We start from the raw sequence: 24,111 nt of genomic DNA, 5'->3' as shown, positions 1-24,111 counted from the left end.
CGTGCCGCGTCGGGGTGGGCGGGCACGTCGCCGTCGACGAGAAGATCGACCATCACGTCGGCGCGGAGTTCGTCGAGAGAGCGTTCTTCGCCGTCGTGGTCGGCGAGGGCGGTGGCGATCGCGGTTGTGCGGTGCTGGATCGCGTGTGCTTTCACGGCGGAGGTGTAGAGCATCACCCAGCTCATCCCGTCCTCCGCCGGTTGCACCACCACCCGCCGCTCCCGGATCGCTTCCGCATGCCGGTCGCTGAGCGTCGCGGCCCGGACCGTGTCGACCAGTTTCCGCAGCAACCGGCGGAACGACCCCAGTGCGTGTGTGGTGGCGAGGTCGACGGCGAGCGGCACGACCTGGTCACGTAACTCGGGTTCGACCTGGTCGACGAGGTCGACGAACACGTCCGCGTGCCGCTCCGTTGTCCGCGCATGCGAGAGGGCGTCGAGCATCACCGGGTACCGGTTCACGAGCCCGTCGGCGGTCGTCAGCATCCGTTCTGCGATGTGCTCGGTGACCTGCAACACCGTCGCAAGCTCGAGCCGCAGGGATCGCATCACGATCTCCGTCGTCGTCCCCCGGAACACCGCCGCCTCCGCCACCGCCTCCCGCCGCAGGCCCTCGACCCGCTCGAACCGTTGCGCCGCGAACACCGACATCAGCGTCGACACATCCGCCACCGCATCCAGGCCATCACGCCCCGCCGCGACCGGATCACCGTCCGCGTCGATCCACTCGTGCTCTTCGAACCACTCGCGCTCGTCGGGCCACTCGTCGACGAGCCCGTCGCCGCCCGTCCACGACTCGCCCGCACCGTCTGCCGGGAGCACATCGCCATCGTGCGGCGCCTCACCGCCTACCGGGGCCTCATCGCTGTTGAGCATGCCTACATTCTAGAACATATCTACGACACTCCACGAGGATCGAGCCCCTTGTGGACAAGTCACCCAAGGACCGCAGGCACCCCAACGACCGGCGCTGCAGCGACACCGGTCGCACCGAGCGCGACGCGGGTGAGACACCGCCCCGCGCTTCACCCGCGCACCCGCGGCCGAGCACCCACCGCCGGAACGATCGCCGCTGCCGAGACCGCAGCAGCCAGTACGAAGGCGACCGGGTAGCCCGCCGCGGGAATCACGCCACCTACGACCGCCGCCCCGAGCGCCTGGCCCAGGATCAGCGTGACGAACAGCAACGCCGTCCCCGCCGGCGCGCGCGGCGCGTCGATCTGCGCGGTCCACGCGATCAGTACCCCGCTCCCGGCCGTGTACCCCCAGCCGAACGCGGCGAAGGAGAGGAGAGCCCACGCTCCCCCGGCGAGCACTCCGGCCGTCGCGATCGCAACGACGATCGCGGTCACGATCAACGCGACGGGCGGCTCCAGCCTCTCCATCCACCGCGCAGTCACGATCACGAGCGTGCCGCCGACGCCGAGCGCGACCCACGCGGCCATCGATGCGCCCGACGAGGTTTCCGATGCAACGAGCATCGTGCGCCCATAGGTCCAGACGGCGGCGGATCCCGCGCCGAACAGCAGCGCCGCGAGCAGCACGCGGCGATGGGCGACGAACCATGACAGGGGTGGGAGCGTGGGCGGCACCGCAGCATCCATCCCTCCCCGCGCCGCACCGAGCACACCGACGGCGGCGAGCACAGTCACGACCGCGGCGATGATCCACGCGAGGCGCCAGTCGGGGGCGAGCACGAGGGCGAGCGTGCCGGCGATGACGACACCGGGGCCGGTTCCGGCGTTCACGACGGCCTGGCTGCGCGGCGATCGCGACGTGGCGGGATCGCGCTGAAGCACCGCCACTAGGGCCGGCGAGGCGAGACCCGCTCCCGCCGAGCTCGCGATCGCGAACACGGCGAATACGAGCGAGACGGGAGAGAGGGCCATGCCGAGGGCGCCGACGGATGCTGCGACGGCCGCCGCGATCACGAGCGCTCGCGCGTGTCGTGCGGCCGTGAGGAATCCGACCACGGCACCGACGCCGTAGACGACCGACGCGCCCGCCGAGACGACGCCCGCCGCAGCGACGTCGAGCCCGAGGTCGGCCTGCACGTCGGGCAGGAAGAGTCCGTATGCCATCCGCACCAGACCGTAGGTGGCGGCGATCAGCGCGGATCCGGCCGCGACGAGCGGCACGAACGACCCGGCTCGTAACAAAAACGCTCGTTTCACTTTTGCGAGTCTAGGGTGCTGTCATGGCTTTGCGCACCCGCACCGAGACGAAACTGCTCGACGCGGCGGACGAGCTGTTCTTCACGCGCGGCATCGCCGCCACCCCGATCGACGCCGTGCTCGAACGCGCGGGGGTGTCGGCCGCGACGCTCTATCGCGGATATTCGAGTAAAGACGCCCTCGTCGCCGCCGCCCTCGACCGGCGCCACGCGGCGTGGATCGAGACGTGGGATGCCGCCGTCGCCGCGCAGACGACCGACGAAGGCCGGCTGCTCGCGATCTTCGACGCGCTCGACGTCTTCCGGTCGCAGCCCGCGGGGTCGCGCTGGTGCGCCTTCCTCGGCAGCGCCGCGGAATACGCCGACGCACCTCCCGAGGTCGACGCCGCGATCCACCGCGATTCCGATTCGATGCGCGCGCGTCTGACCGACCTCGCGGCCTCCGTCGACCCCGCACGCGCGGCCGCGCTGGCCGATCAGCTGATGCTCGTCGTCACCGGCGACCTCGCGATGCGTTTGCGCTCCCCCGCGCATACGAGCGGCGTCGCGCGCGGTATCGCGGCGGCGCTCGTCGCGGGCTAGGTCGTCAGGATGCTGCGGCGAGCGCCATCAGCGCATCGCCGGTGAGGCGCTGGGTCGTCCACTCGTCCATGGGCGCGGCCGAGATCGAGCGGTAGAAGGCAATGGCCGGGGCGTTCCAGTCGAGGACGGTCCACTCCAGGCGGGAGTAGCCGCGGTCGACGCAAACCTCGGCGAGCGAGGAGATGAGCGCCTTCCCGTAGCCGCGACCCCGCTGCGCGTCGTCGACGTAGAGGTCTTCGAGCCAGATGCCGTGGCGTCCGGTCCACGTCGAATAGGTCAGGAACCACAGTGCGATACCGACAATCCGGCCGTTGCGCTCGACGACGTGACCAAACGCTTTCGGGTCGTCGCCGAAGAGGGTCGCGGTCAGCGCACCGACGGTGTTCTGCACAGCATCCGGTTCTCGCTCGTAGTCGGCGAGCGCCTGGATGCAGGTCAGGATGCCGGCTTCGTCGCCCGGACGGGCGGTGCGGAGGATGGCGGAGTCATCGAGAGTGCGCGGGTTCACCCCTCGAGCGTAGAGGCGAGAAGGTCGGACCGCCGTAAAGGGGCGACGGTCCGACCGGTCATCTCGCCTCCGCGGCGTGGCGGCGTTCTAGCCGAGCCAGCCGAGAAGGACGGCGCGCAGGTTCTTGAGGTAGCTCAGAGCTTTGAGTGCGTCGTACATGTGTGACTCCTTCGTCGGTTGAGCGCAGGCTACGCCCGCCGCGACGCGCAGGGGAACGGCGAACACGATTTCCCCGTACTGGATTCGAGAACCCCCTCCTTTCCCGGTAGTTCGCACCGGTAGGGCGCCGACCCGCCATACTCGCGAGCATGAGTGCTCTCGGGGTGCACCGGGCGGTTCAGAGCCGGTGGGTGGCGGTCGCGGCAGTGGTCGTGTCTGCGGCGATCGCGGGGCTGTCAGCGACTCCGGCCCTCGCGGCCGACGAACCCGTGGCGCCCTGGTCGCGGGTCACCTCGCTGCAGGGCGACATCGACCTGAGGGCCGGCGACGTCGAGGTGCTGAAGACCAGCGTCTCAAGCCCCGCGCACCTTCTCACCTTCCCGTTCACCGACATCACCCTCGTCCAGGGCGGTGGGGCGGAGTCGGTGGTCGACACCCCTCTGGTACGCCTGACAGCCGATGGCACGACGTGGACGCGACTCCCCTTCAGCAACGAGAGCACGGCGTTCATTCGCGCCGACGGCGTTCTGGTGAGCATGCTCGGCAATCTCGTCTACGACGGCTGGGCGCAGTCGTCAGCGACCTGCCCGATGCGCGAGAGTGCCGTCCCCAACGCCCAAGCCACGGGCATCGTCGCGGGGTTGAGCGCCTACGTCGGTCCGACGCAGCGCGTGTGGGAGTTTGACACGAAGGCTCCCTACCTCGATCTCGGTCGTGCCGGTTCCGTCGCGACCCCCGACGCGATCCTGCACATTCGTCTCGAGAGCGTCACGGCGCCGGGCAACGAGACCGCGTCGGCGTGGGTGCTGCTGACCGTCGACCTGCGCGGGAGCCTCCCCGACTACGGACCGGTGGATCAGCGGATCGCCACCGTGAAGCTCGCCACGTCGGAGGTCGCGTGCGTTGCGACCGCTCCCGGTGCCGGCGAACCCGGGGTGGGGTCGCCCGGTGCGTCGCCCGAACCCGTGCCGGGCGAGCCTGTTGCGGGTGGGCCTGCGGTGATGGCGCCGGTCGAGCCTGTCGTGACCACCCCACGCGTCCCGGTGCGGCAGTCGGCCCCGGGCGCGGCGCCTTCGACTCCCGGGACGACCCTCGCCGAGTCGGGGAGCGATCTGCCGCTCAGCCTGACTCTCGCCGGCGCTGTCCTGGCGGTGCTGGGCTTCGGGGTGCTGCGCCTCAGGCGTCGCGCCTGACGCGCGAATTCTCTGTCACGGCAGCGGAACGATCACGGCCGGCGCCTCGGATGCGTTGTCACAGCCCGGACCGTTCGGCGAGTCGGTACCCGTCCACGTCACGGTGACGTCGACACGCGCGATCTCGGCGCCGCCCGCATCTACCGCGACGACGGTGAGCTCGTCGGGTGTCTGGGTGAACGTCTGCACCTCCCACTGGGCTCCGCCGAGACCGCGGGCTTCGGTCAGCGCGTCATCGGTGCACTTTCCCGCCACGCACCATTCCAGATCGTCGACCGCCGCTGCTCCGGCGCCGGCGACCTCGAGCGTGAGGGTGTTGACGTATCCGATCTCCGTGCACGCCCTTGGCGTCGCCGAGCATCCGCTCACGACGGCGGCGCAGGCCACCGTGGCAACGAGCATTCCGGTTCGTCTCACGCGCCCATCCTCTCGAATCTGCACCGGCCGTGCGGAGTTCCCGCTCCCGCCGATGCGGAACACTGGCGGGTCGGTGACTCGTCGTGATTTGTGCGCGCGCTTCGGAGCCGCGACAGTGGCACAGTGACCACCGCCGACGCGACCGACCCGCTCGATGAGGCGAGGTTGCGCGCAGAGCTCGCTCGAATCGAGGAGGAGTTCACGGCCGTGCTGAACCGAGCACTGGGCTTGCCGCTGGATCCGCACCTTTCGCTGAGACTCGACAGGCTGCGGCAGGAGGCAAACGTCATTCGCACCCGTCTCGGTGAGCCGACGATCGAGCGTGCGCCTCGCCCTACCGGTCGGCCCGCGCTGTGGATCGCCGCGCTCGGCGCGGCATCGGTCGTCACCCTCGGGGTCGTGCTGGCCTGGGCGCTGCTCGGTCGCTGAACGCACGCAACACTCCCGTCCCCACACCCGCCCCTCCTCAATCACCGAGCCTTCGCCCCCTCACGCCGATCCTCATTCCGGGCCCCTCATCGCCCACTCCGGCTCATCGCCACTCTGGCCCCGCCTCACTCACGCGTCCACTGCGCCGCGAAGCGACGCGGCGAGGAGGAGCGCAATCGCTCCGGGGGCGCAGTCTTTCCCGTTGCGGGGTCGGGCGGCTTGTGGAGCCAGTAGGAGTCGACACCGGTCTCGACGTCTCGTTCACGCGTGATCTGCCACCCGAGGTTGTGGCATCGCAGATGACAGTTGCGGCATAGCGGAACACCGTCGTCCGCGTCGGTCTTGCCGTGATGCTCCCACCAGTGATCGATGTGGTGGTACTCGCACCACGAGGGAGGCGCCGTGCAGGAGGGACCGATGCATCCGCCCTCCCGTATCGCGATGGCGGTGCGCTGCTTCGCCGAGAAAAGCCTTCGCTCTCGCCCGAGATCGAGAGGACGACCGTGCTGGTCGAGTGAGACGGCGAGTGAGCCCGCATCGCACAGGTGCTTCTCGATCACACCTCCGGGAAGCGCCTGCCCTCCGTCTTGCAGATGCCCGACGCCGGTGACCCGCATCTCACCGCGTTCGCCCGCCTCGGCGATCGCTGACGCTTCGACCACGATCCGTACACCCGGCTGCCGGTCTCCGAACGCCTGCTGGGGGTCTGCTGCGGCGCCGGCGCGCAGCACGGCGATGAGCGTGTCGTACTGAAGCTGTTCGTTCGTGCGTTCGTCGGCCGCAGCATCCGCCGTCTTCTGCTTGGCCCCTTCGCCCACGAACCGCGGACCTCGGCGCGGACGCAACGCCGCATTCATGATGGCGTGCACCCACGCGGCTGCTTCGTCGTCGAAGGAGATGCGCGCGTGATGCTGACCGGCCTCGTCGATCCACGTGCGCAGCGAACGCGCCGCGAACCGCTCTTCGAAGCGCAGGGTCACCCCGACCGGGTCGAGCCGGTCGCGGGCGGTGCGGGCGTCGGCTCTGAGCTGCTCGACCGGCACCGTGTGAGCCTCCTCGAGCAGGATCTCGACCGCCTGCGCCCACGCCCGGGGCAGGAACTGCGGATCGAATTCGGGATACCGCTCGACGGGTGGCGCCCCCAACCCGGTGCGAATGGCGCGATATTGGGGCGACGCTATGCTGCCGCTCTCGAGCGCGTCACTCAGCATCCGTTCCGACGTCGGGACAGCGGGAACCGCATCGTCGAGACCAGCTGCGGGAGGCGAGTCTGTGACCGCCGCCAGCTCTTCGCCCGTCTTCATGACACGGGTCACCTCGGCTTTCGACTGGCCGGTGATGGTCTGCACGAGGGAGCCGACGGTGCGATGGCCTTTGCGCTGAGCGAGTCCGTCGTACCCGCGGTCGCGCTCCGACCGGCGCGCAGCCTCGGCCGCGAGCGCTGCGAGCACCAGATCGGCCGCATTGCGCACCTCGGCGATGTCACGCATGGCTCGCAGAAGCACCTCTTCGTCGACGGTGGCGACGTCGGCTCCGCCAAGAGACTCAGCGATCCGCCCCGAGGCGACGGTGAGCCGCTCGGTGGTCGACGTCGCTATCTGAACCATAGAACAAATGTACTAATGACCTCCGACACCGGCCGCCCACGCACGCCGCGACGCCGTCAGCTCACCGACACGAGAGCCGGACCCCGTCCTACCGCCACTCCTCGCGGGTGCGTGTAGCCGACGCGCCTCCCCCGCCGCGTCGCGCGACGGCCATCAGCGCGAGCTGCGCGGGGCTGTCCACGGCGTGCAGCACGCACGCGCCGACCTCGCGCTCCCACAGCGCGGCGAACGCCTCGGCGTCTTCGCGGCGTCGGCCGATGGCTGTCGGCACGGGGAGATACTGCCGATCCTCCGAACGCCCGAGCACCGCTCGAACGATCCATGCCCGCCCACCCCGCCCGGTCTGCAACAGGAAGCGCGGAGTGCGCACCGGTGCGAACAGCTCGGCCATCGCGTCGGCGAAGGTGCGCTGATCGGTGGGCGCAGCATCCGTGATCTCGACTTCCACCGTCGCCAGACCGTTGCGCTCGCTCTCGACCACCACGGGCCGCGCCGCCACGTCAGCGACCCGGCCCGCGCGGCGCAATGATCGCCAGACCACGTCGCCGATGCGGCCATAAGTCGCCGCGGGCCGCGAGGCCTGCGACCACTCTCGCCGCCATGCCTTCGCCAGTGGGATGCCCAGCCACAGCGCTGCGGCCAGCAGCGCGAAGCCGACGATGACTCCCCCGTCTTCGAGCGTCGCGAGCGACAGGATGCTGCCGCCGACCGCCAGTGTCGCCATGCCACCGAGCGCCCCGCCCAGCTTTCGGGATCCTCGCACGCTCGTGCGGAACACCGGCGCCGTCGACCGCCGGGCCACGAGCGCGCTCACACCCTCACGGTCGACGTAGGGCTCACCGATGCGCCAGTCGGCCCGCGTCTTGTCTCGCGGTGGCAGCACGAGCATGTCGTTCAGCCCGTCGATGGAGGTGCCGGCATCCTTCGCCGTCACGCGACGCATCGCCTCCTGCGCCGCGGACGGAAGCGCGATCGACAACCCGCGCACGACCCGCGACGGGTCGTCGGAGTCGAGCCCCCACAGCCGCGCGTGCTTGCGGCGCAGTCGTGACGCGTCGGGCTGCGCCTCGAGCGGAAAGCTCGGCGGCAGCAGGGCGGTGACCGTCCAGTTGTGGGCGACCTTCTCGGGCCAGGCGGGATCGAGGCGCAGGGTGCGTCCGCGCAGCTGCTGGGTGGCCGACGCCGTCGCGACCGCCGTGAGGTCGACCAGCGTGTTCACGGCGGGGCAATCCCAGCCTTCACCGAAGAGTCCGCGCGTGCCGACGACGACCTGCACGCTCCCGCGGGTGAGCAGAACGGATGCTGCGCGCACGAGGCGCGCGGCACCGACACCCGGCGCGTGCACCTCGGCGACCTGGCTGTCTTCGAGCAAGGGTGCCGCCGCGACCGGCGCCCCCAGCAGCTCGCCCAGCATGGGCACGAGCACGTCGGTGTCGCGCGCGGCGATGCGGGTGTGCGCGCCGGTGACGAGCATCGGGCGCAGCCCGTGCGTTGCGGTGTCGGCGACGATCACGCCGAAGGTGCGCAGCGCGCCGGCGGCGCCGACGAGCCCGCCGCTCTTATTGCCGTGCTCGGCGTAGTCGGTGACGACGAGCGCGCGCATGCGGTCGTCGCCGAGCGCCTCGCGTTCGATGCGCAAGATATCGCACGCCGCGAAGTCTTTCGCGAGCGACGAGGCGAGCATCGTGTCGACCGGGTCGCGCGTGCGGCGCACGCCCCGGTCGGTGAGCGAATATCCGAAGTCGGCGAGCGTGCGGCGGATACGTTGCCACCGGGCCTCTTCGTCGCGATTCGGCAGCAGCCGGTCGAGCGCGAAGCGCGCCAGCAGGCGCAGCGACTCGTCGGTGGTCGGGGGCCGGCGCGCGACGTCGGGAAGCAGCGAGACGAGCGGATGCTGCGGCGACACCGTCGCGAGCATCGCCGCCGCCGCTTCGGATCCGCCGAAGTCGTCGGCGAACGCCTTCGCGAGACGGCGGTCTTCGTCGACGCCCGGTGGTGGCGGCTCGAGCGCGTCACGAGTTTCACGCTCAGGTTGAAGCTTATGGATCAGGAACCCGAGCCCGGTCTCGTGCGCGAACGTCGAGCGCAACAGCACGGCGAGCCCCTCGGCGTGCGCGGCGAGGAACGCGAGCTCGTCGCGGGTGGGCTCGGCGAAGCGCACGAGGTCGCGGTAGGGCGCGAGATTGCCCTCGCGCACCACCGCCGGCACCGGAACCTCGTAGTCGACGCCACCGAGCAGCGACGTGTAGTTGTCGTACTCGTTCGCGTCGTCGGGGCTCGGCAGCGTGGCCGTGAGTCCGATGAGCAGTGGTTCTGTGCCGGTGGCGCGGATGCGCGCGGCGAGCGTCGCGACGACGAGCGCCCAGTGGTCGAGCAGGTGATGGCACTCATCGAGCACGATCGTCTCGACTCCGTGCGCGACGAGCCGGTCGATGAGCGCGAGCGCGTTCGGGTGCAGCGCCCGGGCGAGCGTCTCGGGATTCTCCGTGGTGAGCTGCCGCCGGATCGTGCGCGAGCGGCTCGCGACGCCGCGCTTGTAGGGCTGCGGGTTGCTCGCCTCGAGGTCGGCGAGCCAGCGTTCGGCAGCCTCCGCCGTTCTGCCGTCCTGCTCGAGGTCGTCGAGCCAACGTCTGCGTGCCAGGTCGGCGAACGGGTTGGTCGAGTCGAGCACGCTGAGCGCCTGGTACGTCAGCGCCGTGAGGTCACGGGGGTTCTCGGGATCTTCGGACAGAGCGCCCGGGTCGGGAGCGAGGGATGCTGCCTGCCGCACCCACTGCGAGCGGATCGTCGTCGTCGGGGCAAGCACGACAGCGCGGGCGCCCCGCCGCTGTGCGAGGAGGAGTCCGAGCAGGGTCTTGCCGGAGCCGGGCGGCGCGACGATGTGCAGCGGACCCGGGGTGGCGACGTCGATGCGGTCGAGGACGTCGGCCTGGTAATGGCGGAGCGTGCCGGTGAAGCGCCACGACGCGAGAGGGGGCGAAGCGGGCACCGGTTCAGCCTAGGGTGGCGGCTCGCAGCATCCCGAAGCCGACCCGAGATCTGGGCTCCACGCGCTCGCTCCACACGCGGGCGAGTCCTAGCGCGTCCCGCGCGCCGCCCCCGAGAACCGTTCCGATATCAAACCCGAAACGATCCCGCACCCGCGCCATCCGCGCTGGTAGTGTCGCGCCAGCATCTGCTCCCCCCGCATGAAGCCGAGGATCCGCAATGAGCCCCAGCGCAGCATCCGCCCATCCGCCCCGTGAACAGTGGACCGGCCAGGTCGGCTTCATCCTCTCCGCCATCGGTTCGGCGGTCGGGTTGGGCAATATCTGGCGCTTCCCGGGCGTCGCGTACGAGAACGGCGGCGGGGCGTTCCTCATCCCCTACCTGATCGCGCTGCTGACCGCGGGCATTCCGATCCTCTTCCTCGACTACGCGATCGGTCACCGCTATCGCGGAGCCGCCCCCACGGCGCTGCGTCGCCTCGGCGGCAAGGCCGGGCGCTGGCTCGAGTCGCTCGGATGGTTCCAGGTCGCGATCGCGTTCGTCATCGGCCTCTACTACACGGCGGTCGTCGCCTGGGCACTCAGCTACTTCGTGTTCTCGTTCGATCTTCGGTGGGGCGACGACCCGGCGACGTTCTTCTCGGGCGACTACCTCCAGGCCGGCGATCCGGGCCTCAGCCTCGAGTTCGTTCCCGGCGTGCTCGTCCCGCTCGCCCTCGTGTGGATCGCGGTCATCGTCGTGCTGGCCCTCGGCGTCGCGAAGGGGCTGCAGCGCGTGAACGTGATCTTCCTGCCGCTGCTCGTCGTGGCGTTCTCCGTGCTCGTCGTGCGCGCTCTCTTCCTCGACGGCGCCGGCGTGGGCCTGGAAGCCCTCTTCACGCCGAACTGGGCGGCGCTGGGCGACCCGAACGTGTGGATCGCCGCGTACAGCCAGATCTTCTTCTCCCTGTCGATCGCGTTCGGCATCATGATCACCTACTCCTCCTACCGCAAGCGCAAGGCGAACCTCACCGGCCCCGGCCTGGTCGTCGCGTTCGCGAACTCGTCGTTCGAGATCCTCGCGGGCATCGGCGTCTTCGCCACCCTCGGCTTCTTCGCCGTGCAGCAGGGCGTCGGCATCGACGAGCTCGAGGGGCTCACCGGCGTCGGACTCTCGTTCATCACCTTCCCCGCGATCGTGTCGCAGATGCCCGGCGGCCCCCTCTTCGGCGCGCTCTTCTTCGGCTCGCTCGCGATGGCCGGCTTCACCTCGCTCATCTCGGTGCTGCAGGTGGTCTCGGCCGCGATCCAGGAGAAGTTCGCGGTCTCGCGACGCGCGGCAGCTGTCGGCGTCGGCGGAGTCTCGGCGGTGCTGTCGGTGCTGCTGTTCTCGACCACCACCGGCCTCCTTGCCCTCGACGTCGTCGATCAGTGGGCGAACAACATCGGCATCGTCGCGTCCGCCATCCTGATGACGGTGCTCGTGATCTGGGTGCGACGCCGCGGACCCGAGCTGCGCTACCACCTCAACGCCGTGTCGACGTTCCAGGTCGGGCGCATTTGGGTCTTGCTGGTGGGAGTGGTGGCGCCGATCGTGCTGGCCTACATGCTGATCCAGCGCATCGTCACGCTCCTCGCCGAGGGATACGGCGGCATGCCCGACTGGTACCTCGGCATCTTCGGCTGGGGCACGATCGCGTTCATCGTCGTTGCGGCGATCGCGCTGTCGCTCTTCTCGTGGCGCCGCTCGCCCGACGACTTCGTGGCGTGGCCCGAATACCCGCCGGGAACGGATGCTGCATCCCGCCGCGATAAGGAGGTCACGCGATGACCGCTCTCGCCATCGTTTTTCTCATCCTCGCGATCGTCATCGTCTGGGGCGGTCTCATCGCGAGCGTGCTCTACCTGCGCGCACGCCCCGAGCGGGCGGACTTCCCCGCGGGCGGCGACGACGAGAGCTACCCCGACTGACGTCGGCCAAGCGCCTCGCAGCCTCCGTTCGCGTCAGCGGCCGGTGCGCAGGTGGATCCGTTTGCCTTCTTTACTGAAGATTGACAGCACCTCGGCCGGGCCCGCGCCGGTCGCGGCGAGCCAGTGCGGGATGCGCGTGTCGAACTCCGCCGCCTCCCCCGGGCCGAGCGTCACGTCTTGCTCGCCGATCACCAGACGCAGCCGGCCCGAGAGCACGTAGAGCCATTCCTGGCCGTCGTGCACCTTCGGCTCGGGAACGGCGACCACCCCGGGCGGCTGCGCGGGAAACGTCACCTTGTAGGTCTGCACCGGGCTCGACTCGGGCGACAGCGTCTCGTACTGCGTGCCGCCGATGCTCTTCGACGTGCGCTTCACGCGCGGATCGGGCGCCGCACGCGGAACGATGTCGTCCAACTCGAGCCGCAACGCCCGCGCGATCGGTACGACCAGCTCGAGGTTGGGCGCACGCTTGCCCGACTCCAGACGCGAGAGCGTGCTCGACGAGATACCCGTCGTCTCCGACAGCTCGGCCAGGGTCATGCTGCGCTTCTCGCGCCAGCTCTTGAGCCGCGGACCGATGAGCGCCAGAGAATCGTCGGGCATCCCACTCCGTTCTTGCCAATTCGGCATCGATAGTTGCTGCCACGCTATCAGCCGAGCATCGTGAACGGTATGACGCACGACGATCGGCTCTCCCCAGCATCCGCCCCTCACTCCCCCGCCCAGAACCCCGACATCTCGGGCGAGGTCTGGGACGTCATCATCATCGGCGGCGGCGCCGCCGGTCTCAGCGCGGCGCTCATTCTCGCCCGCGCCCGGCGTCGCGTGCTCGTGCTCGACGCGCATCAGCCGCGCAACCGGTTCGCACCGCACATGCACGGCGTGCTGAGTCGCGACGGATACTCGCCGCTCGACCTCGTCGCCGACGGATACCGCGAGGTGCGCGCCGTCGATGGCGTCATCGAGAACGCTCGGGTCGTCGAGACGCGCGCGACCACCGACGGGTTCGAGGTCATCACCGACTCCGGCGCCGTCGCGACGGGGCGGCGGCTCATCGTCGCGACCGGCACGCGGGATCAGCTGCCCGACGTTCCCGGACTCGCGGAGCAGTGGGGGCGCGGAGTCGTGGCGTGCCCGTACTGCGATGGCTACGAAGCATCCGGCACCGCGATCGGCGTGCTCGCGGGCTCGGTGATGGGCCTGCATGTCGCTCACATGCTGCGCGCGTACTCCAGCGACATCACGGTGTTCACGTCACTCGCGGGCGAGATTCCCGAAGAAGAACGGATGCTGCTCGAGGAACGCGGCATGCGCATCGAAGACCGCGCCGTCACCCATGTCGTGACCGAGAGCGACGCGATCGCCGGGCTCGGGCTCGCCGACGGAACGGTCGCGGCGGTGGACGTGGTGTTCGCGCAGCCGTCGCCGACCGCGCTCGACGAGCCGCTGCGGCAGCTCGGAGTCGCGCAGACCGAGACGCCGATCGGCCCGTGGACCGCGGTCGACGGGTTCGGGCGCACCAGCGTCGACGGCGTGTTCGCGGTGGGGAACTCCGGGATTCCGAACGCGCTCGTGCCGATCGCGATGGGCTCGGGCGCGATGGCCGCGCTGACGATCAACGGGGAGTTCATCGCGGAAGAAGTGGCCGCAGCATCCGCTCGTGTCGCGGAGCGGCGCGGCATCGCTGCCGGGGCAGGACACTGAGGCCATGGCTCATTCGTCAGACGACGCGCTCACCGACCCGGCGGAGTTCTGGGAGGCGCGCTACCTCTCCCACCGCGGCGAGACCGGCGCGGTGTGGAGCGGCAGGGTCAACGCCGCCGTCGAGCGAGAGGTGTCGGGGCTGGCCCCCGGCACCGCGCTCGAGCTCGGCAGTGGCGAGGGCGGCGACGCGCTCTGGCTCGCCGCACAGGGCTGGGCGGTGACCGCCCTCGACATCTCGGCCAACGCCCTCGCGGTCGGTGCGGCGAAGGCTGCCGAACTCGGCCTCGCGGACCGCATCGAGTGGATGCAGACCGATCTCGCGACGTGGCATCCGTCGGCGGAGTACGACCTCGTCACGTCGGCGTTCCTGCATTCGCCGGTCGAGCTGCCGCGGGAGGAGATCTTGCGGCGGGCTGTCTCGACGGTCGCTCCCGGCGGGCGACTGCTCATCGTCGGACACGGCGCGTTCCCGCCGGGGTCGAGTCACGATCACGATCGTGAGGCCCCTCCCCTCCCGACGTCCGACGAGGTGCTCGCCTCGCTCGACCTTCCTGAGGGGTGGGTCGTCGAGACGAATGAGTCGGTCGACCGCGAGGTCGAGTGGCGCGACCAGGGAACGGTGACACTCACGGATGCGGTGCTGCGAGTGCGGCGCGTCGTGTTGTAGCTTTCGCCGCCACGACACGATCGCTAAGAAACGAGTTCTCTCTGAAACCGTCGATAAAGTCATCGAGACAACGAATGTCTGTTCGGGGGGAACACCATGGAATTCGAAGAGCGTCTCGCTGCCTTGGCAACGAAAGTCCGCAATCAGGCCAGCGCCATCGGCACCGAGGAAGCAACGAAGAACGCATTCATCATGCCGTTCATCTCGACCATCCTCGGCTACGACGTCTTCGACCCGCTCGAGGTCGTGCCGGAATTCACCGCCGACGTCGGCGTCAAGCGCGGCGAGAAGATCGACTACGCCATCATGCGCGACGGCGAAGTGCAGATCCTCATCGAATGCAAGGCATCGCTCGGATCGCTCAAGATCGAGCACGCGTCTCAGCTCTTCCGCTACTTCGCGACGACGAACGCCCGAATCGCCGTCCTGACAAACGGGGTCGTATGGCAGTTCTACATGGATCTCGACGCGCCCAACAAAATGGACGCCAAGCCCTTCCTGGTGCTTGATCTCCTCGACATCGACGACACGCTGGTACCAGAGATTCGCAAGCTCTCGAAGGACAGCTTCGACCTCAACTCCATCATCAACGCGGCGGAGGAGCTGAAGTACGTGGGTGCCCTCAAGCGCGAGATCGGTGCGCAGTTCCGCGAGCCCAGCGACGAGTGGATCCGCTTCTTCACGACACGCGTCTACGACGGCGCGTTCACCGCAAAGGTGCGCGAGCAGTTCACATCGCTCGTCGGGAAGGCATCGCAGCAGTTCTTGAACGAGCGCGTCAACGACCGTCTGAAGACGGCGCTCGGCGCGGGCGCGGGTATTCGGTACGTCGATCCGGAAACACCCGCAATCGCTAGTGAGGGCGTCGTCGAGGACGACCTGAATAGGGACACCGAGATAGAAACGACCCTCGAAGAACTCGAGGGCTACCAGATCCTGAAGGCCATCGCGTGCGCCGAGGTCAAGCCCCAGCGGATAACCCAGCGTGATGCGAAGAGCTACTTCGCGGTGCTGCTGGACGACAACAACCGCAAACCGATCGCGCGGCTCCACTTCAACTCGCAGAAGCAGAAGTATCTCGGCCTGCTGGATCCGGACAAAGTCGAAACGCGGCATCCGATCTCGTCGCTTGACGAGATCTACGAGTACGCCGGCCAGATCCGCGAGGCCGTCATCCGATATCGGTGAGGCACTGTGCCGTCCCTGGCTAAGGCGTAATGACGCAGCCGAGAGGCGCGAGTCCAAGGTCGGCTAACGTCGTCACGGTGGATAACGACCTTGCCGTGAGAATCGTCCTGCTCGTCGTCATGGTCGGCTCGGGCGTCCTCCTGATGTGGATGGCCCGCGCCACCGCCTCGGGCCGGCTGAAGCGCAACGCATTGGCGGGCATCCGCATCCCCAGCACCATGGCGAGCGACGAGGCGTGGCAGGCGGCGCACAGCCGCGCGAAACGGCCCACGATGCTCGGCGGATGGGCATCGATCGCGAGCGGTTTCGTCGCCCTTCTGCCGGTGTCAGCCCCTGTCCGCGCCACCGCCGTGATCGCGGGTTGTGTGCTGATGCTCGGATTCCTGCTTTACGGCTCGAAGGTCGGCAGCCGCGCCGCGTTGGAAATCTCGAGCCGCTCAGCTGACTGACGCCCGCGCCCACTCCTCTCACCCGACGATCGGGCCGCCCAGTTTCCAGTAACCGAGGAACGATACCTGCTCCTTCGGGATCGCAAGCTCGTCGGTGAGATAGCGCCGCACGCTCGCCGTCGAGCCCGACTCCCCCGCCAGCCAGGCGTAGAAGTCCGAGCCGCCATCGAACGTCGCCCCCCACTCGCGCACGGCCGCGGCCACGCCGACGTCGCGCAGCACCACGCGCACGCGCACGTGAGCGGGCAGCTCGCGGCTGACAATCTCGTCGTCGAGGTCGGACGCTTCGAGAACCACATCGATGTCGGCTTCGGGCCCGAGCGTGCCGACGATGTTGCGCACCGCCGGGTAGGCGGTCTCGTCGGCCACGAGCAGGAACCGTCTGGCGTCGCCCGGGTTCCAGTGGATGCCGTATCCGGTGCGCCCCATGCGGATGTCGGGCCCGTTCACGACCAGGCGGTCGCCCGGCTGCGCCGCCGCCGCCCACACCGACGCGGGACCGGCGGGTTCGTGCAGGAAGAAGTCGACGTCGATCTCGCCGACCTCGGGGCGGATCGCGGCGGGCGTGTAGGTGCGCAGCACGTTGCGCTCGTCCTCGGGCAGGGCCCGCCACCGGCTGTACCAGTGCGACGGATGCGGCGTCGGGTCATCGAGCAGTCCGAACTCCGCGATCGTTCCATCGGCGAAGGGCAGCACGACCTTGATGCGCTGGTCGACTCCCCATGGCGCGAAGTGGCGCAGTTCGTCGCCGGCCAGCGTGAGGCGGAGAAAGCGCGGGCTCAGCAGCGCGCGCGCACGCACCTGCACGCGGAAGGCGCTGTACGCCCAGGGCCGGTTCATGCGCGGGCCGCCGCACTCGATGTGCCCCGCAACGGCACGACGAGCGGACCCCCGGTCACCGGATCCTCGATCACCACGTTCGCGAGCCCGAACACCTCCTCCACCCGCTCGGTAGTGATGACGTCGCGCGGCGCCCCCTCGGCGACGATGCGTCCGCCGCGCATCGCGACGATGTGGCTGGCGTATCTCGCGGCGTGGTTGAGGTCGTGCAGCACGGCGACGATCGTGCGCCCACGCTCGTTCAGCTCGGCGAAGAGCTCCATGAGCTCGACCTGGTGCGCGATGTCGAGGTAGGTCGTCGGCTCGTCGAGCAGCAACAGCTCGGTCTCCTGCGCGAGGGCCATCGCCACCCAGACACGCTGACGCTGCCCCCCGGAGAGTGCGTCGACGGGACGATCCCTCAGGTCGGTGGTGCCCGTGGCGGCCATTGCGTCGTCGACGGCTTTCGCGTCAGCATCCGACCACTGGCGCAGCAGGTTCTGGTGCGGGTAGCGGCCCCTGCCCACCAGATCGGCGACGGTGATGCCGTCGGGGGCGATCGCGCTCTGGGGAAGCAGTCCGAGCCGGCGCGCGACCTCCTTCGCCGGGTACGACGAGATGGCCGCGCCGTCGAGAACGATCCGTCCGCCGGTCGGTGAGAGCAGCCGCGAGATTCCCCGAAGGAGCGTCGACTTGCCGCACGCGTTCGGACCGACGATCACGGTGAACGACCCCGGCGGGATCGACACGGTGAGATCGCTGACGACCTCGACACGGTCGTACGAGAGCGTGACCCCCTCGGCGAGGAGGCGGGCGGAGGTGTGTTCAGGCACGACGGCGGATCTCCAGAATGATCATCAGCACGAGGTAGGCGCCGCCGACCGACACGGTGACGACCCCCACGGGAAGAACGACGGGCAACAGGTGCTGCGCGACCAGGTCGGACGCCAGCAGGATCAGGGCCCCGAACACGGCCGACAGCCCGAGCGAAAGGTGAGGCGTGCGGGCGACGAGCCGCGCGACCTGGGGAGCGGCGAGCGACACGAAGGCGACGGGGCCGGCGACGCTCGTGGCGGCCGCGACAAGCGCCACCCCCACGACGAGGGCGACGCCGCGCACGAGGTTCGGACGCGCACCCGATGCTGCGGCCACGTCGTCGCCCAGATCGAGCTGTCGTAGGCCCGGCCCGAGCAACGCCGCGACCACGACGAAGGGGGCCGCGCACAGCAGCGCTCCGCCCAGCGATCCCGCGGTGACCGCGTTGAGCGAGCCCGTGCCCCACGCCGAGGCGAACATCGCGGTCTCCAGCTCGATCTGCAGCAGCATCCACGTGTTGAACGACGCCAGCATCGCGGCGATACCGATACCGATCACGATGAGACGGAAGCCCTGGATGCCGCCGCGATACGACAGCATCCAGATCACGAACGCCGTCGCGACACCGCCGACCAGGGCTCCGACCGTCAGCGCCTGCCAGCTCGACGAGACCAGCGCTAGGGCGACGAGCATGCCGGTGAACGCGCCGTTGGACAGTCCGAGGATGTCGGGACTCGCCAGAGGATTGCGGGTGACGGTCTGGAACAGCGCACCTGCGACGGCGAGGAGCGCGCCGAGGGCGATTGCGGCAAGGGTGCGCGGCAGGCGCCACTCGACGATGACGACGCGGTCCATCGCCTCTCCGGTGCCGAGGAGGGCACGCACGACAGCGTCGGGAGCGACCACGTAGGTTCCGACGCCGAGCGAGACGACGCCGAGAACGAGGATGACCGCCACGACGACGGAGGCGACGAGGATGCTGCGCACGCGCAACGGAACCGCGAGCGGCCCGAGACGAAGCAGCACGCGCCGCGGCGCGGCCGGCGCGACGAGAGTCATAGCGTGCTCGCTCTCCTGCGCCGCGCGAGCACGATCAGCACGGGCGCGCCGACGAACGCGGTCACGATGCCGACCGGCACTTCGGCGGGGGCGATGATCACTCGACCGAGCACGTCGGAGAGCAGCACGAGCACGGGGGCCAGCAGCACCGACAGGGCGATGATGGTGCGCTGGTCGACGCCGAAGATCCACCGCACGACGTGCGGGATCATGAGCCCCACGAACGCGATCGGGCCGACGAGGGCGGTCGCCGCTCCCGCGAGCAGCGTGGTCGACACGATGACGGCGACGCGGATGCGGCGGACGTCTGCACCCTGCGCCCGTGCGACGTCGTCGCCGAGCGCGAGCGCGTTCATCGCCGGGCCGACGAGGAACGCGAGGGCGAGACCGACCGCGATGAACGGCAGCACAGGCACGATGACGTCGAAGCCGCGGCCGAGCAGCGACCCGGCGTTCCAGCTGCGCATCGAGTCGAACGCATCGGGGTTGCTGAGCGTCATGCCGGTCGTGATGCCCGAGAACACGGCTCCGAGGGCGACGCCGGCGAGGGTGAGCCGCAGCGGATCGGCCGCGCCCCGGCCCGACGAACCGATGAGGTACACCGCGATCGTGACGACGAACGCTCCGAGAAGGGCGAGCCAGACCAGGGTGGAGATGTCGCGGAGTCCGAGCAGGGCCACCCCGAGCGCCACCGCGAGCGCCGCACCGGCGTTCACGCCGAGGATGCCCGGGTCTGCCAGCGGGTTGCGGGTGAACGCCTGCGTGAGCGCGCCGGCGACGCCCAGCGAGGCACCGGCGACGAGACCGGCGACGGTGCGCGGGATGCGCAGGCCGATCACGATGTACGTCGTCTCGGTGGTGCCCTCACCGCGCAGCGTCGTCCAGACCACCTGCGGCGACAACGGGTTCGCCCCGATCATGAGCGATAACGCGACGGCGACGGTGAGCGCCGCCACGACGACCGAGAGGGCGGCAACCCGCCGCGAGCGGCGCACCGGGGGCCGAGCCGGTGGGGACTCGACCCCGGCGAGGGTCGTCAAGAGCGCTCTTCGAGGAACTGTTCGATGTCGTCGAGCACCTTCTGCGCGCCGAGGGGGCCCACGCCCGACACCCAGTAGCTGGTGTCGACGAGGGTGACCGAGGGGAAAGCATCCGCGTTCTGCACGATGGCCGCGGGGACTGTCGAGTCGTCTGAGGTATCTGCGGTCGTCACGAACACGTGATCGGCCTGAGCCGAGAGGATGTTCTCGGGAGAGATGTCGGCCTGCAGACCGTCGGCCCAGTCGTGGTCGGGGATGGTGAAGCCGACGCACTCGAGCAGGCTGCCCGCGAACGACACCGGGCCGTACAGGCTCAGGGTCGTCTCGTCGCGAGGGCGGATGAGCTGCACGGTCTGGCCGTCGACGCCGTAGGTGTCGGCGAGCTCGCCGCAGCGGGCATCGACCTTCTCCAGCAGCGCAGCCGTCTCGCCATCGCGCCCGAGAGCCTCGCCGATGAGCGCGGCGTTGTCGCGCCACGGGTCGGCCTGGGTCGCGATGAACACGGTCGGCGCGATGGACGACAGCTGCTCGTACAGGGCCGAGTGGCGGGCCTCGGTGCCGAGGATGAGGTCGGGCTTCAGTGCCGCGATGGCCTGCAGATCGGGCTCGGGCACGCTGCCCACCGCCTCCACTCCGTCAAGCCCGAGGTAGGCCGGCACACCCACGACGTTGCTCGCGACGGCCGCGCCGACCGGCACGACACCGACGGCGGCGGCAGTATCGAGCTCGAGCGGCTCGAGGGTCACCACGCGCTGCGGCTCGAGCGGAACCTCCGTGGTGCCGCGGGCGTGCTGCACCTCGCGCGTGGTCGCGGTGTCGGTGTTCGCGGCCTCCGTCGAGGGCGACGGAGCAGAGCACCCCGCGAGCAGGAGGGCGGCGCAAGCGGTCGTAGCTGCGAGTGCGACGAAACGGGCGTGAAGGCGGGAGGGCATGGCGAGCAGCCTTTCGATGTCCGGGCGAGAACTACCCGACTTACCGTAGCCTTACTTAGGTCACCCTTACAAAACCGGCCGATGCTGCCGCCGCTGCCCGTAACCCGTCACTCCGCTGCGATCAGTGCCGCAGCATCCTCGATGAATCCGAACACCGCGGTCTGATTGGTCGTCAGCGTCTGCGCATCGTCGGCGCGGGCGAGCACCGTCAGCACGACCGGCTCGACACCGTCGCGCTCGAGGTACCACGATCCGGCGAGGACGCCGATCGAGCTGCCGCCCTTGAACGCGACGTGGGTCCACTCATCGCCGAAAGCGATGCCAGGATTCGCCGAGAGCAGTTCGCGCAGCGGCTCACCCGCCGCAGTCTGCGCCTTCTGCTGCAGGGCGACGTGCGCGCGGGCGATGTCGTCGTGCGTCGCGAACCAGTCGACGCCCTCCGGCCAGCCGGGCTGAACCTCGGCGGCGTTCGCGAGCGACGGCACGCCGGCCGGGATCTCGGCCAGCACCGCGTCACGGGCAGCGGGGTCGCCCGACGCCCACCGCTCCCGCAGAGCCGCGTCGTCGAACAGCATCCAGAACATCTCGCGGGTCGTGAGGAACGGCGTGTTGACCCCCGGCGTCGCGTGGCCCATGTCGACGAGGGCGGCTTCGACAGCATCGCGCCCGACCGCACGGATGAGGGCGTCGGTGCCGGTGTTGTCGCTGATCGCGATCATCTTCTGCGCCGCGTCGAGCACGGTGACGGTCGAGCCGTCGGGGAGGTTCTGCAGCTCGCCGCTCGGGAGGCTCCGCACCTCGGCGTCGATGGTCAGCGGGTCGTCCCAGGCGAGGGTGCCCGCATCGACCGCGGCGACGACCGCACCGAGAACCCAGAGCTTGAACACCGACCCGATCGGCGAGAGCGACGACTCCCCCATGAGCCTCACGGGTTCACCGGTGCCGGCCTCGGTCACCTGCAGCGAGACCTCGTACGGCGCGTCCGAGATCTGCGACTCGAGCTCGTCCCAGCTGCCGGCGGGGGTGCGCGGGGCCTGCGGTTCGCCGAAGAACAGGCCGTTCATGCTGCCGTCATCGCCGACCGACACCGACATGTCGTAGGTGACCTGCGGCGACTCGATCGTGACGCGCGCCTGCGTCTCGGTGCCCTCGTACGCGACGGGCGTCCACGGGGCCGCCGCTCGCAACTGCTCGAAGACCTGCTGCAGATCCGAGACGGCCATCTGCTCGAACATGATCGGATCGAATCGACCCTCGAACTCGGCCTGCTCGCTCGGCGCACCGTTGATCTCGGTCAGCACCCACGCGGCCTGCGTGCCGACGGGATTCGAGGGAATGGCCACTCGCTCGGACGGCTCCTCCGATGCCGGTTCGGCGGGCGAGGCGCAGGCCGTGATCACGAGGGCGGCGGCAGCGAGAAGAGCGACGGACAGGGATCGGAGCGGGCGGAGGGTCTGTGGCGAGATCTTCACCCTTCGAGCCTCGGCGGAATCCGCGTCGGGCGCCTCCCCCGCGCGACGGAATTCCGGCGCGTCCAGGGTCCGGATCGTTGCGTCGACCCGCGCGGTGTGCTCGGGTGGTGGCATGTCCTTCTTCCCGCCCGACCCCGAGCTGCCCGAGTTCGACGATGCCCCGGCGGTGCGATCTCCCTGGTGGACGGCCCCGACCGACCGCCTCCCGGTTCTCTACCCCGCGGGCGAGATCCTCGCGACCACCGAGCACCTGGCGATCGCGCTCGTCGGCGTCGACGTCTACTCCGACGGCATCGAGATCCGCCTCGAGCGAAGGCTCCGTCGCAATGACCTGCCGCTCGATGAGTGGCAGCGCATGACCACCGTGTTCATGGAGCACTGGGCCGGTCACGGTGCGTCATCGGCCGAGCGGCTGCGATACGGGGTCGTGCTGAGCAGCGGCGAACAGGTGCTCTCCGATCGCCCCTTCGGCTTCGCGGGCGACCCCATGTCGCCGCCGAAGGGTTCATCGCTCGTGCGAAGCGGCGGAGGCGGCGGCGGAGACGGGCACTCGTACTCGTCGAACGATGCGCTCTGGCTCTGGCCGCTCCCACCCTCGGGGTCGCTCGAGCTCGTTCTCCAATGGCCGGCGCTGGGTGTTCCCGAGACCCGCACGTACCTCGACGTCTCGTCGTTCCGTGAACTCGCTGAGCGATCCGTACCATTCTGGCCGTGAGGTGCACCACGACGGAGACGGCGGCACGTCGGATTCCTGAGCGCACCGTCTCATAAGGTCGTCGCTATGGGGTCGCAGACGAGAAGGATGCTGTTCGCCGCCGCCGCCGCGGGAATACTGTGGCTGGCGAGCGGACTGATCCACACCGTCGTCGCGTCGATCCCGCACGCCACTCAAGCTCTCCGACTGCTCGTACCGTCGCCGACCAACTCCCTGTTCTGGGCGTGGCCGGCCCCGTGGTCGTTTCTCGCGCTCGCGCTCGCCGGCGCGAGCGTCGCCGCCGTGGTGTTCGTCGTCATGGGATGGGTCGCCCGCCGCAGGGCGCCGGGTTTCGCCGCTGCGTGGTTCGCAACGGTCGCCGCCGGCGCGGTGGTCGGCCTCTTCATCGACGGCGTGGGAGTGCTCGATGTCGTGCAGAGCTTCGGTGCGCGCGGGCTCACGACCGCGAGCATCGACTACGCCGTCGTGGGCGCGTATTGGGGTCTTGTCCAGGGATGGATACCCGCGCTCATCGCCTCACGCGGAGCGCGCGAATCCGTCGACGGGCCGCGGCGCAGGCATGCGCGGTGGACGTGGGCCGTCGCCGCAGCCGTGCTGGTCGCGTTCGTGGTCGCGGGGACGGCGGGTCGCACCGCCGACCGCACCGCGGTGGCCGAAGCGCAGGCCCGCGCCGACGCCGAGACACAGGCCGCGGCCGAGCAGTACACGGGCTTCGGAGCGGTCCCCGACCCGGAAGCCGTCGGAACGCCCGCGCAGCTCGTCGCGCCGACCTCGGTGCCTCGCGATCCGCTGTGGTGCACGCCCGAACAGGCGACGGCTTTCGTCGGGGGCGACGACGCCGCAACCGGGCACCGGGGTCTCAGCATCCGACTCATGAACTTCTCTGACGCGCCCTGCTTTGTCGAGGGTTATCCCGACGTCGCCTTCGCAGATCAGAACGGTCACGCGCTCGACGTCAGAGTCGAGCGTGGCAGCTCGTTCATGGCGACGGATGCCGGCGCCCAGCCGGTCGAGGTGCCGGCGGGCGGATACGCCATCGCCTTGATCGGGTGGAACGCCAATTCCACGGCGGGCGCGCTCGTCGCCTCCTCCGTGCTCGTCGCCCAGGTCGCCGGCGACCAGAGGAACGGATCGGCGGTGTCGCTCGACATCACCGCCGGCTCGACCGTCGAGGTCACCGCGTGGGAACTCGACGCGCTCGGCGACTCCCGATACAGCGACGGCTGACGCTCACGAGCGGGTGAGT

General features: G+C 69.7%; 25 protein-coding genes. 11 read left to right on the top strand and 14 right to left on the bottom strand.

Annotation, left to right across the window (positions count from 1 at the left end):
* Both DEU34_RS16045 and DEU34_RS16040 read right to left on the bottom strand, forming a co-directional pair.
* Window positions 1-875, bottom strand: an 875-nt coding sequence (locus DEU34_RS16045; RefSeq protein WP_121152041.1) for a DUF222 domain-containing protein, incomplete at its 3' end; no start/stop codon positions are given.
* A gap of 149 nt (window positions 876-1,024) precedes the next feature.
* Window positions 1,025-2,173 (bottom strand): MFS transporter, encoded by a 1,149-nt coding sequence (locus DEU34_RS16040; protein ID WP_147424091.1) that lies wholly within the window; start codon window positions 2,171-2,173, stop codon window positions 1,025-1,027.
* Between the two features lie 23 nt (window positions 2,174-2,196).
* On the opposite strand from DEU34_RS16040, the gene DEU34_RS16035 reads away from it, so the two are divergent.
* Window positions 2,197-2,754, top strand: a complete 558-nt coding sequence (locus DEU34_RS16035) for a TetR/AcrR family transcriptional regulator (RefSeq protein ID WP_121152037.1) — start codon at window positions 2,197-2,199, stop codon at window positions 2,752-2,754.
* 4 nt (window positions 2,755-2,758) lie between these two features.
* Here the strand turns inward: DEU34_RS16035 and DEU34_RS16030 are convergent, their stop codons facing one another.
* Window positions 2,759-3,262 (bottom strand): GNAT family N-acetyltransferase, encoded by a 504-nt coding sequence (locus tag DEU34_RS16030; RefSeq protein ID WP_259460212.1) that lies wholly within the window; start codon window positions 3,260-3,262, stop codon window positions 2,759-2,761.
* An 87-nt stretch (window positions 3,263-3,349) separates the two neighbouring features.
* Window positions 3,350-3,487 (bottom strand): hypothetical protein, encoded by a 138-nt coding sequence (locus DEU34_RS16355; RefSeq protein WP_183042530.1) that lies wholly within the window; start codon window positions 3,485-3,487, stop codon window positions 3,350-3,352.
* 83 nt (window positions 3,488-3,570) lie between these two features.
* Here DEU34_RS16355 and DEU34_RS16025 point away from each other — a divergent pair, with 83 nt between their 5' ends.
* Window positions 3,571-4,614: a hypothetical protein gene (locus tag DEU34_RS16025; protein WP_121152035.1), complete on the top strand. Its 1,044-nt coding sequence runs from the start codon at window positions 3,571-3,573 to the stop codon at window positions 4,612-4,614.
* Window positions 4,615-4,629: 15 nt separating this feature from the next.
* Here DEU34_RS16025 and DEU34_RS16020 read toward each other — a convergent pair whose 3' ends face one another.
* Window positions 4,630-5,031, bottom strand: a complete 402-nt coding sequence (locus DEU34_RS16020) for a hypothetical protein (RefSeq protein ID WP_147424090.1) — start codon at window positions 5,029-5,031, stop codon at window positions 4,630-4,632.
* Window positions 5,032-5,154: 123 nt separating this feature from the next.
* Between DEU34_RS16020 and DEU34_RS16015 the strand changes: the two genes are divergently transcribed.
* Window positions 5,155-5,460, top strand: a complete 306-nt coding sequence (locus tag DEU34_RS16015) for a hypothetical protein (protein WP_121152031.1) — start codon at window positions 5,155-5,157, stop codon at window positions 5,458-5,460.
* A 125-nt stretch (window positions 5,461-5,585) separates the two neighbouring features.
* Here the strand turns inward: DEU34_RS16015 and DEU34_RS16010 are convergent, their stop codons facing one another.
* Both DEU34_RS16010 and DEU34_RS16005 read right to left on the bottom strand, forming a co-directional pair.
* Window positions 5,586-7,067 (bottom strand): HNH endonuclease signature motif containing protein, encoded by a 1,482-nt coding sequence (locus DEU34_RS16010; RefSeq protein ID WP_121152029.1) that lies wholly within the window; start codon window positions 7,065-7,067, stop codon window positions 5,586-5,588.
* An 88-nt stretch (window positions 7,068-7,155) separates the two neighbouring features.
* Window positions 7,156-10,056: a DEAD/DEAH box helicase family protein gene (locus tag DEU34_RS16005; protein WP_121152027.1), complete on the bottom strand. Its 2,901-nt coding sequence runs from the start codon at window positions 10,054-10,056 to the stop codon at window positions 7,156-7,158.
* Window positions 10,057-10,274: 218 nt separating this feature from the next.
* On the opposite strand from DEU34_RS16005, the gene DEU34_RS16000 reads away from it, so the two are divergent.
* Both DEU34_RS16000 and DEU34_RS15995 read left to right on the top strand, forming a co-directional pair.
* Window positions 10,275-11,864, top strand: coding sequence for a sodium-dependent transporter (locus DEU34_RS16000; protein WP_121152025.1), 1,590 nt, complete (start codon window positions 10,275-10,277; stop codon window positions 11,862-11,864).
* Window positions 11,861-12,004, top strand: coding sequence for a methionine/alanine import family NSS transporter small subunit (locus DEU34_RS15995; protein ID WP_121152024.1), 144 nt, complete (start codon window positions 11,861-11,863; stop codon window positions 12,002-12,004). Before DEU34_RS16000 ends, DEU34_RS15995 begins: the two co-directional genes overlap by 4 nt.
* A gap of 33 nt (window positions 12,005-12,037) precedes the next feature.
* Here the strand turns inward: DEU34_RS15995 and DEU34_RS15990 are convergent, their stop codons facing one another.
* Window positions 12,038-12,607, bottom strand: coding sequence for a helix-turn-helix domain-containing protein (locus DEU34_RS15990; RefSeq protein ID WP_121152022.1), 570 nt, complete (start codon window positions 12,605-12,607; stop codon window positions 12,038-12,040).
* Between the two features lie 69 nt (window positions 12,608-12,676).
* Here DEU34_RS15990 and DEU34_RS15985 point away from each other — a divergent pair, with 69 nt between their 5' ends.
* The 4 genes from DEU34_RS15985 to DEU34_RS15970 all read left to right on the top strand — a co-directional run bounded on the left by DEU34_RS15985 (window position 12,677) and on the right by DEU34_RS15970 (window position 16,012).
* The gene (locus DEU34_RS15985; RefSeq protein ID WP_147424089.1) at window positions 12,677-13,708 is read left to right on the top strand and encodes an NAD(P)/FAD-dependent oxidoreductase; all 1,032 of its coding nucleotides are present in this window, start codon (window positions 12,677-12,679) and stop codon (window positions 13,706-13,708) included.
* 4 nt (window positions 13,709-13,712) lie between these two features.
* Complete coding sequence (locus DEU34_RS15980) at window positions 13,713-14,375, top strand: cyclopropane-fatty-acyl-phospholipid synthase family protein (RefSeq protein ID WP_147424088.1); 663 nt, start codon at window positions 13,713-13,715, stop codon at window positions 14,373-14,375.
* A 96-nt stretch (window positions 14,376-14,471) separates the two neighbouring features.
* On the top strand, window positions 14,472-15,563 hold the full coding sequence (locus DEU34_RS15975) for a type I restriction endonuclease (RefSeq protein WP_121152017.1): 1,092 nt from the start codon (window positions 14,472-14,474) through the stop codon (window positions 15,561-15,563).
* Between the two features lie 77 nt (window positions 15,564-15,640).
* Complete coding sequence (locus DEU34_RS15970) at window positions 15,641-16,012, top strand: SdpI family protein (protein ID WP_183042529.1); 372 nt, start codon at window positions 15,641-15,643, stop codon at window positions 16,010-16,012.
* Between the two features lie 18 nt (window positions 16,013-16,030).
* Here the strand turns inward: DEU34_RS15970 and DEU34_RS15965 are convergent, their stop codons facing one another.
* From DEU34_RS15965 to DEU34_RS15940, 6 genes are all read right to left on the bottom strand, one after another.
* Window positions 16,031-16,852 (bottom strand): siderophore-interacting protein, encoded by an 822-nt coding sequence (locus tag DEU34_RS15965; protein ID WP_121152013.1) that lies wholly within the window; start codon window positions 16,850-16,852, stop codon window positions 16,031-16,033.
* A complete protein-coding gene (locus tag DEU34_RS15960) occupies window positions 16,849-17,664 on the bottom strand; it encodes an ABC transporter ATP-binding protein (protein WP_121152011.1) in 816 nt (271 codons plus the stop codon). The genes DEU34_RS15965 and DEU34_RS15960 overlap by 4 nt, the downstream gene beginning before the upstream one ends.
* Window positions 17,657-18,706: an iron chelate uptake ABC transporter family permease subunit gene (locus DEU34_RS15955; RefSeq protein WP_121152009.1), complete on the bottom strand. Its 1,050-nt coding sequence runs from the start codon at window positions 18,704-18,706 to the stop codon at window positions 17,657-17,659. The genes DEU34_RS15960 and DEU34_RS15955 overlap by 8 nt, the downstream gene beginning before the upstream one ends.
* Window positions 18,703-19,746: an iron ABC transporter permease gene (locus DEU34_RS15950; RefSeq protein WP_259460211.1), complete on the bottom strand. Its 1,044-nt coding sequence runs from the start codon at window positions 19,744-19,746 to the stop codon at window positions 18,703-18,705. Before DEU34_RS15950 ends, DEU34_RS15955 begins: the two co-directional genes overlap by 4 nt.
* Window positions 19,743-20,678, bottom strand: a complete 936-nt coding sequence (locus tag DEU34_RS15945) for an iron-siderophore ABC transporter substrate-binding protein (protein ID WP_121152005.1) — start codon at window positions 20,676-20,678, stop codon at window positions 19,743-19,745. The genes DEU34_RS15950 and DEU34_RS15945 overlap by 4 nt, the downstream gene beginning before the upstream one ends.
* Before the next feature lie 107 nt (window positions 20,679-20,785).
* Window positions 20,786-22,150 (bottom strand): serine hydrolase, encoded by a 1,365-nt coding sequence (locus tag DEU34_RS15940; RefSeq protein ID WP_259460210.1) that lies wholly within the window; start codon window positions 22,148-22,150, stop codon window positions 20,786-20,788.
* A gap of 112 nt (window positions 22,151-22,262) precedes the next feature.
* On the opposite strand from DEU34_RS15940, the gene DEU34_RS15935 reads away from it, so the two are divergent.
* Entirely contained in the window at window positions 22,263-22,865 is a 603-nt protein-coding gene (locus tag DEU34_RS15935) for a hypothetical protein (protein WP_121152001.1), read from the top strand.
* Between the two features lie 66 nt (window positions 22,866-22,931).
* Window positions 22,932-24,092 carry a DUF4232 domain-containing protein gene (locus tag DEU34_RS15930; RefSeq protein WP_121151999.1) on the top strand — a complete coding sequence of 387 codons (1,161 nt, stop codon included), beginning with the start codon at window positions 22,932-22,934 and terminating at the stop codon, window positions 24,090-24,092.
* Window positions 24,093-24,111 lie beyond the last annotated feature (19 nt).

Origin of the sequence: Microbacterium sp. AG1240 (assembly GCF_003635115.1) — a bacterium.
GTDB lineage: Bacteria > Actinomycetota > Actinomycetes > Actinomycetales > Microbacteriaceae > Microbacterium.
Note: the sequence above shows the minus strand (reverse complement) of the source record. Positions and strands in the feature narration are given on the sequence as shown.

Bases quoted from the DNA above. Each gene is read 5' to 3' on its own strand.
- DEU34_RS16035 (WP_121152037.1), top strand. From the start codon at position 2,197: ATGGCTTTGCGCACCCGCACCGAGACGAAACTGCTCGACGCGGCGGAC.
- DEU34_RS15935 (WP_121152001.1), top strand. From the start codon at position 22,263: ATGTCCTTCTTCCCGCCCGACCCCGAGCTGCCCGAGTTCGACGATGCC.
- DEU34_RS15990 (WP_121152022.1), bottom strand. From the start codon at position 12,607: ATGCCCGACGATTCTCTGGCGCTCATCGGTCCGCGGCTCAAGAGCTGG.
- DEU34_RS15980 (WP_147424088.1), top strand. From the start codon at position 13,713: ATGGCTCATTCGTCAGACGACGCGCTCACCGACCCGGCGGAGTTCTGG.
- DEU34_RS15985 (WP_147424089.1), top strand. From the start codon at position 12,677: ATGACGCACGACGATCGGCTCTCCCCAGCATCCGCCCCTCACTCCCCC.
- DEU34_RS15945 (WP_121152005.1), bottom strand. From the start codon at position 20,678: ATGCCCTCCCGCCTTCACGCCCGTTTCGTCGCACTCGCAGCTACGACC.
- DEU34_RS15955 (WP_121152009.1), bottom strand. From the start codon at position 18,706: ATGACTCTCGTCGCGCCGGCCGCGCCGCGGCGCGTGCTGCTTCGTCTC.
- DEU34_RS16000 (WP_121152025.1), top strand. From the start codon at position 10,275: ATGAGCCCCAGCGCAGCATCCGCCCATCCGCCCCGTGAACAGTGGACC.
- DEU34_RS16025 (WP_121152035.1), top strand. From the start codon at position 3,571: ATGAGTGCTCTCGGGGTGCACCGGGCGGTTCAGAGCCGGTGGGTGGCG.
- DEU34_RS15930 (WP_121151999.1), top strand. From the start codon at position 22,932: ATGGGGTCGCAGACGAGAAGGATGCTGTTCGCCGCCGCCGCCGCGGGA.
- DEU34_RS15965 (WP_121152013.1), bottom strand. From the start codon at position 16,852: ATGAACCGGCCCTGGGCGTACAGCGCCTTCCGCGTGCAGGTGCGTGCG.
- DEU34_RS16010 (WP_121152029.1), bottom strand. From the start codon at position 7,067: ATGGTTCAGATAGCGACGTCGACCACCGAGCGGCTCACCGTCGCCTCG.
- DEU34_RS15975 (WP_121152017.1), top strand. From the start codon at position 14,472: ATGGAATTCGAAGAGCGTCTCGCTGCCTTGGCAACGAAAGTCCGCAAT.
- DEU34_RS15995 (WP_121152024.1), top strand. From the start codon at position 11,861: ATGACCGCTCTCGCCATCGTTTTTCTCATCCTCGCGATCGTCATCGTC.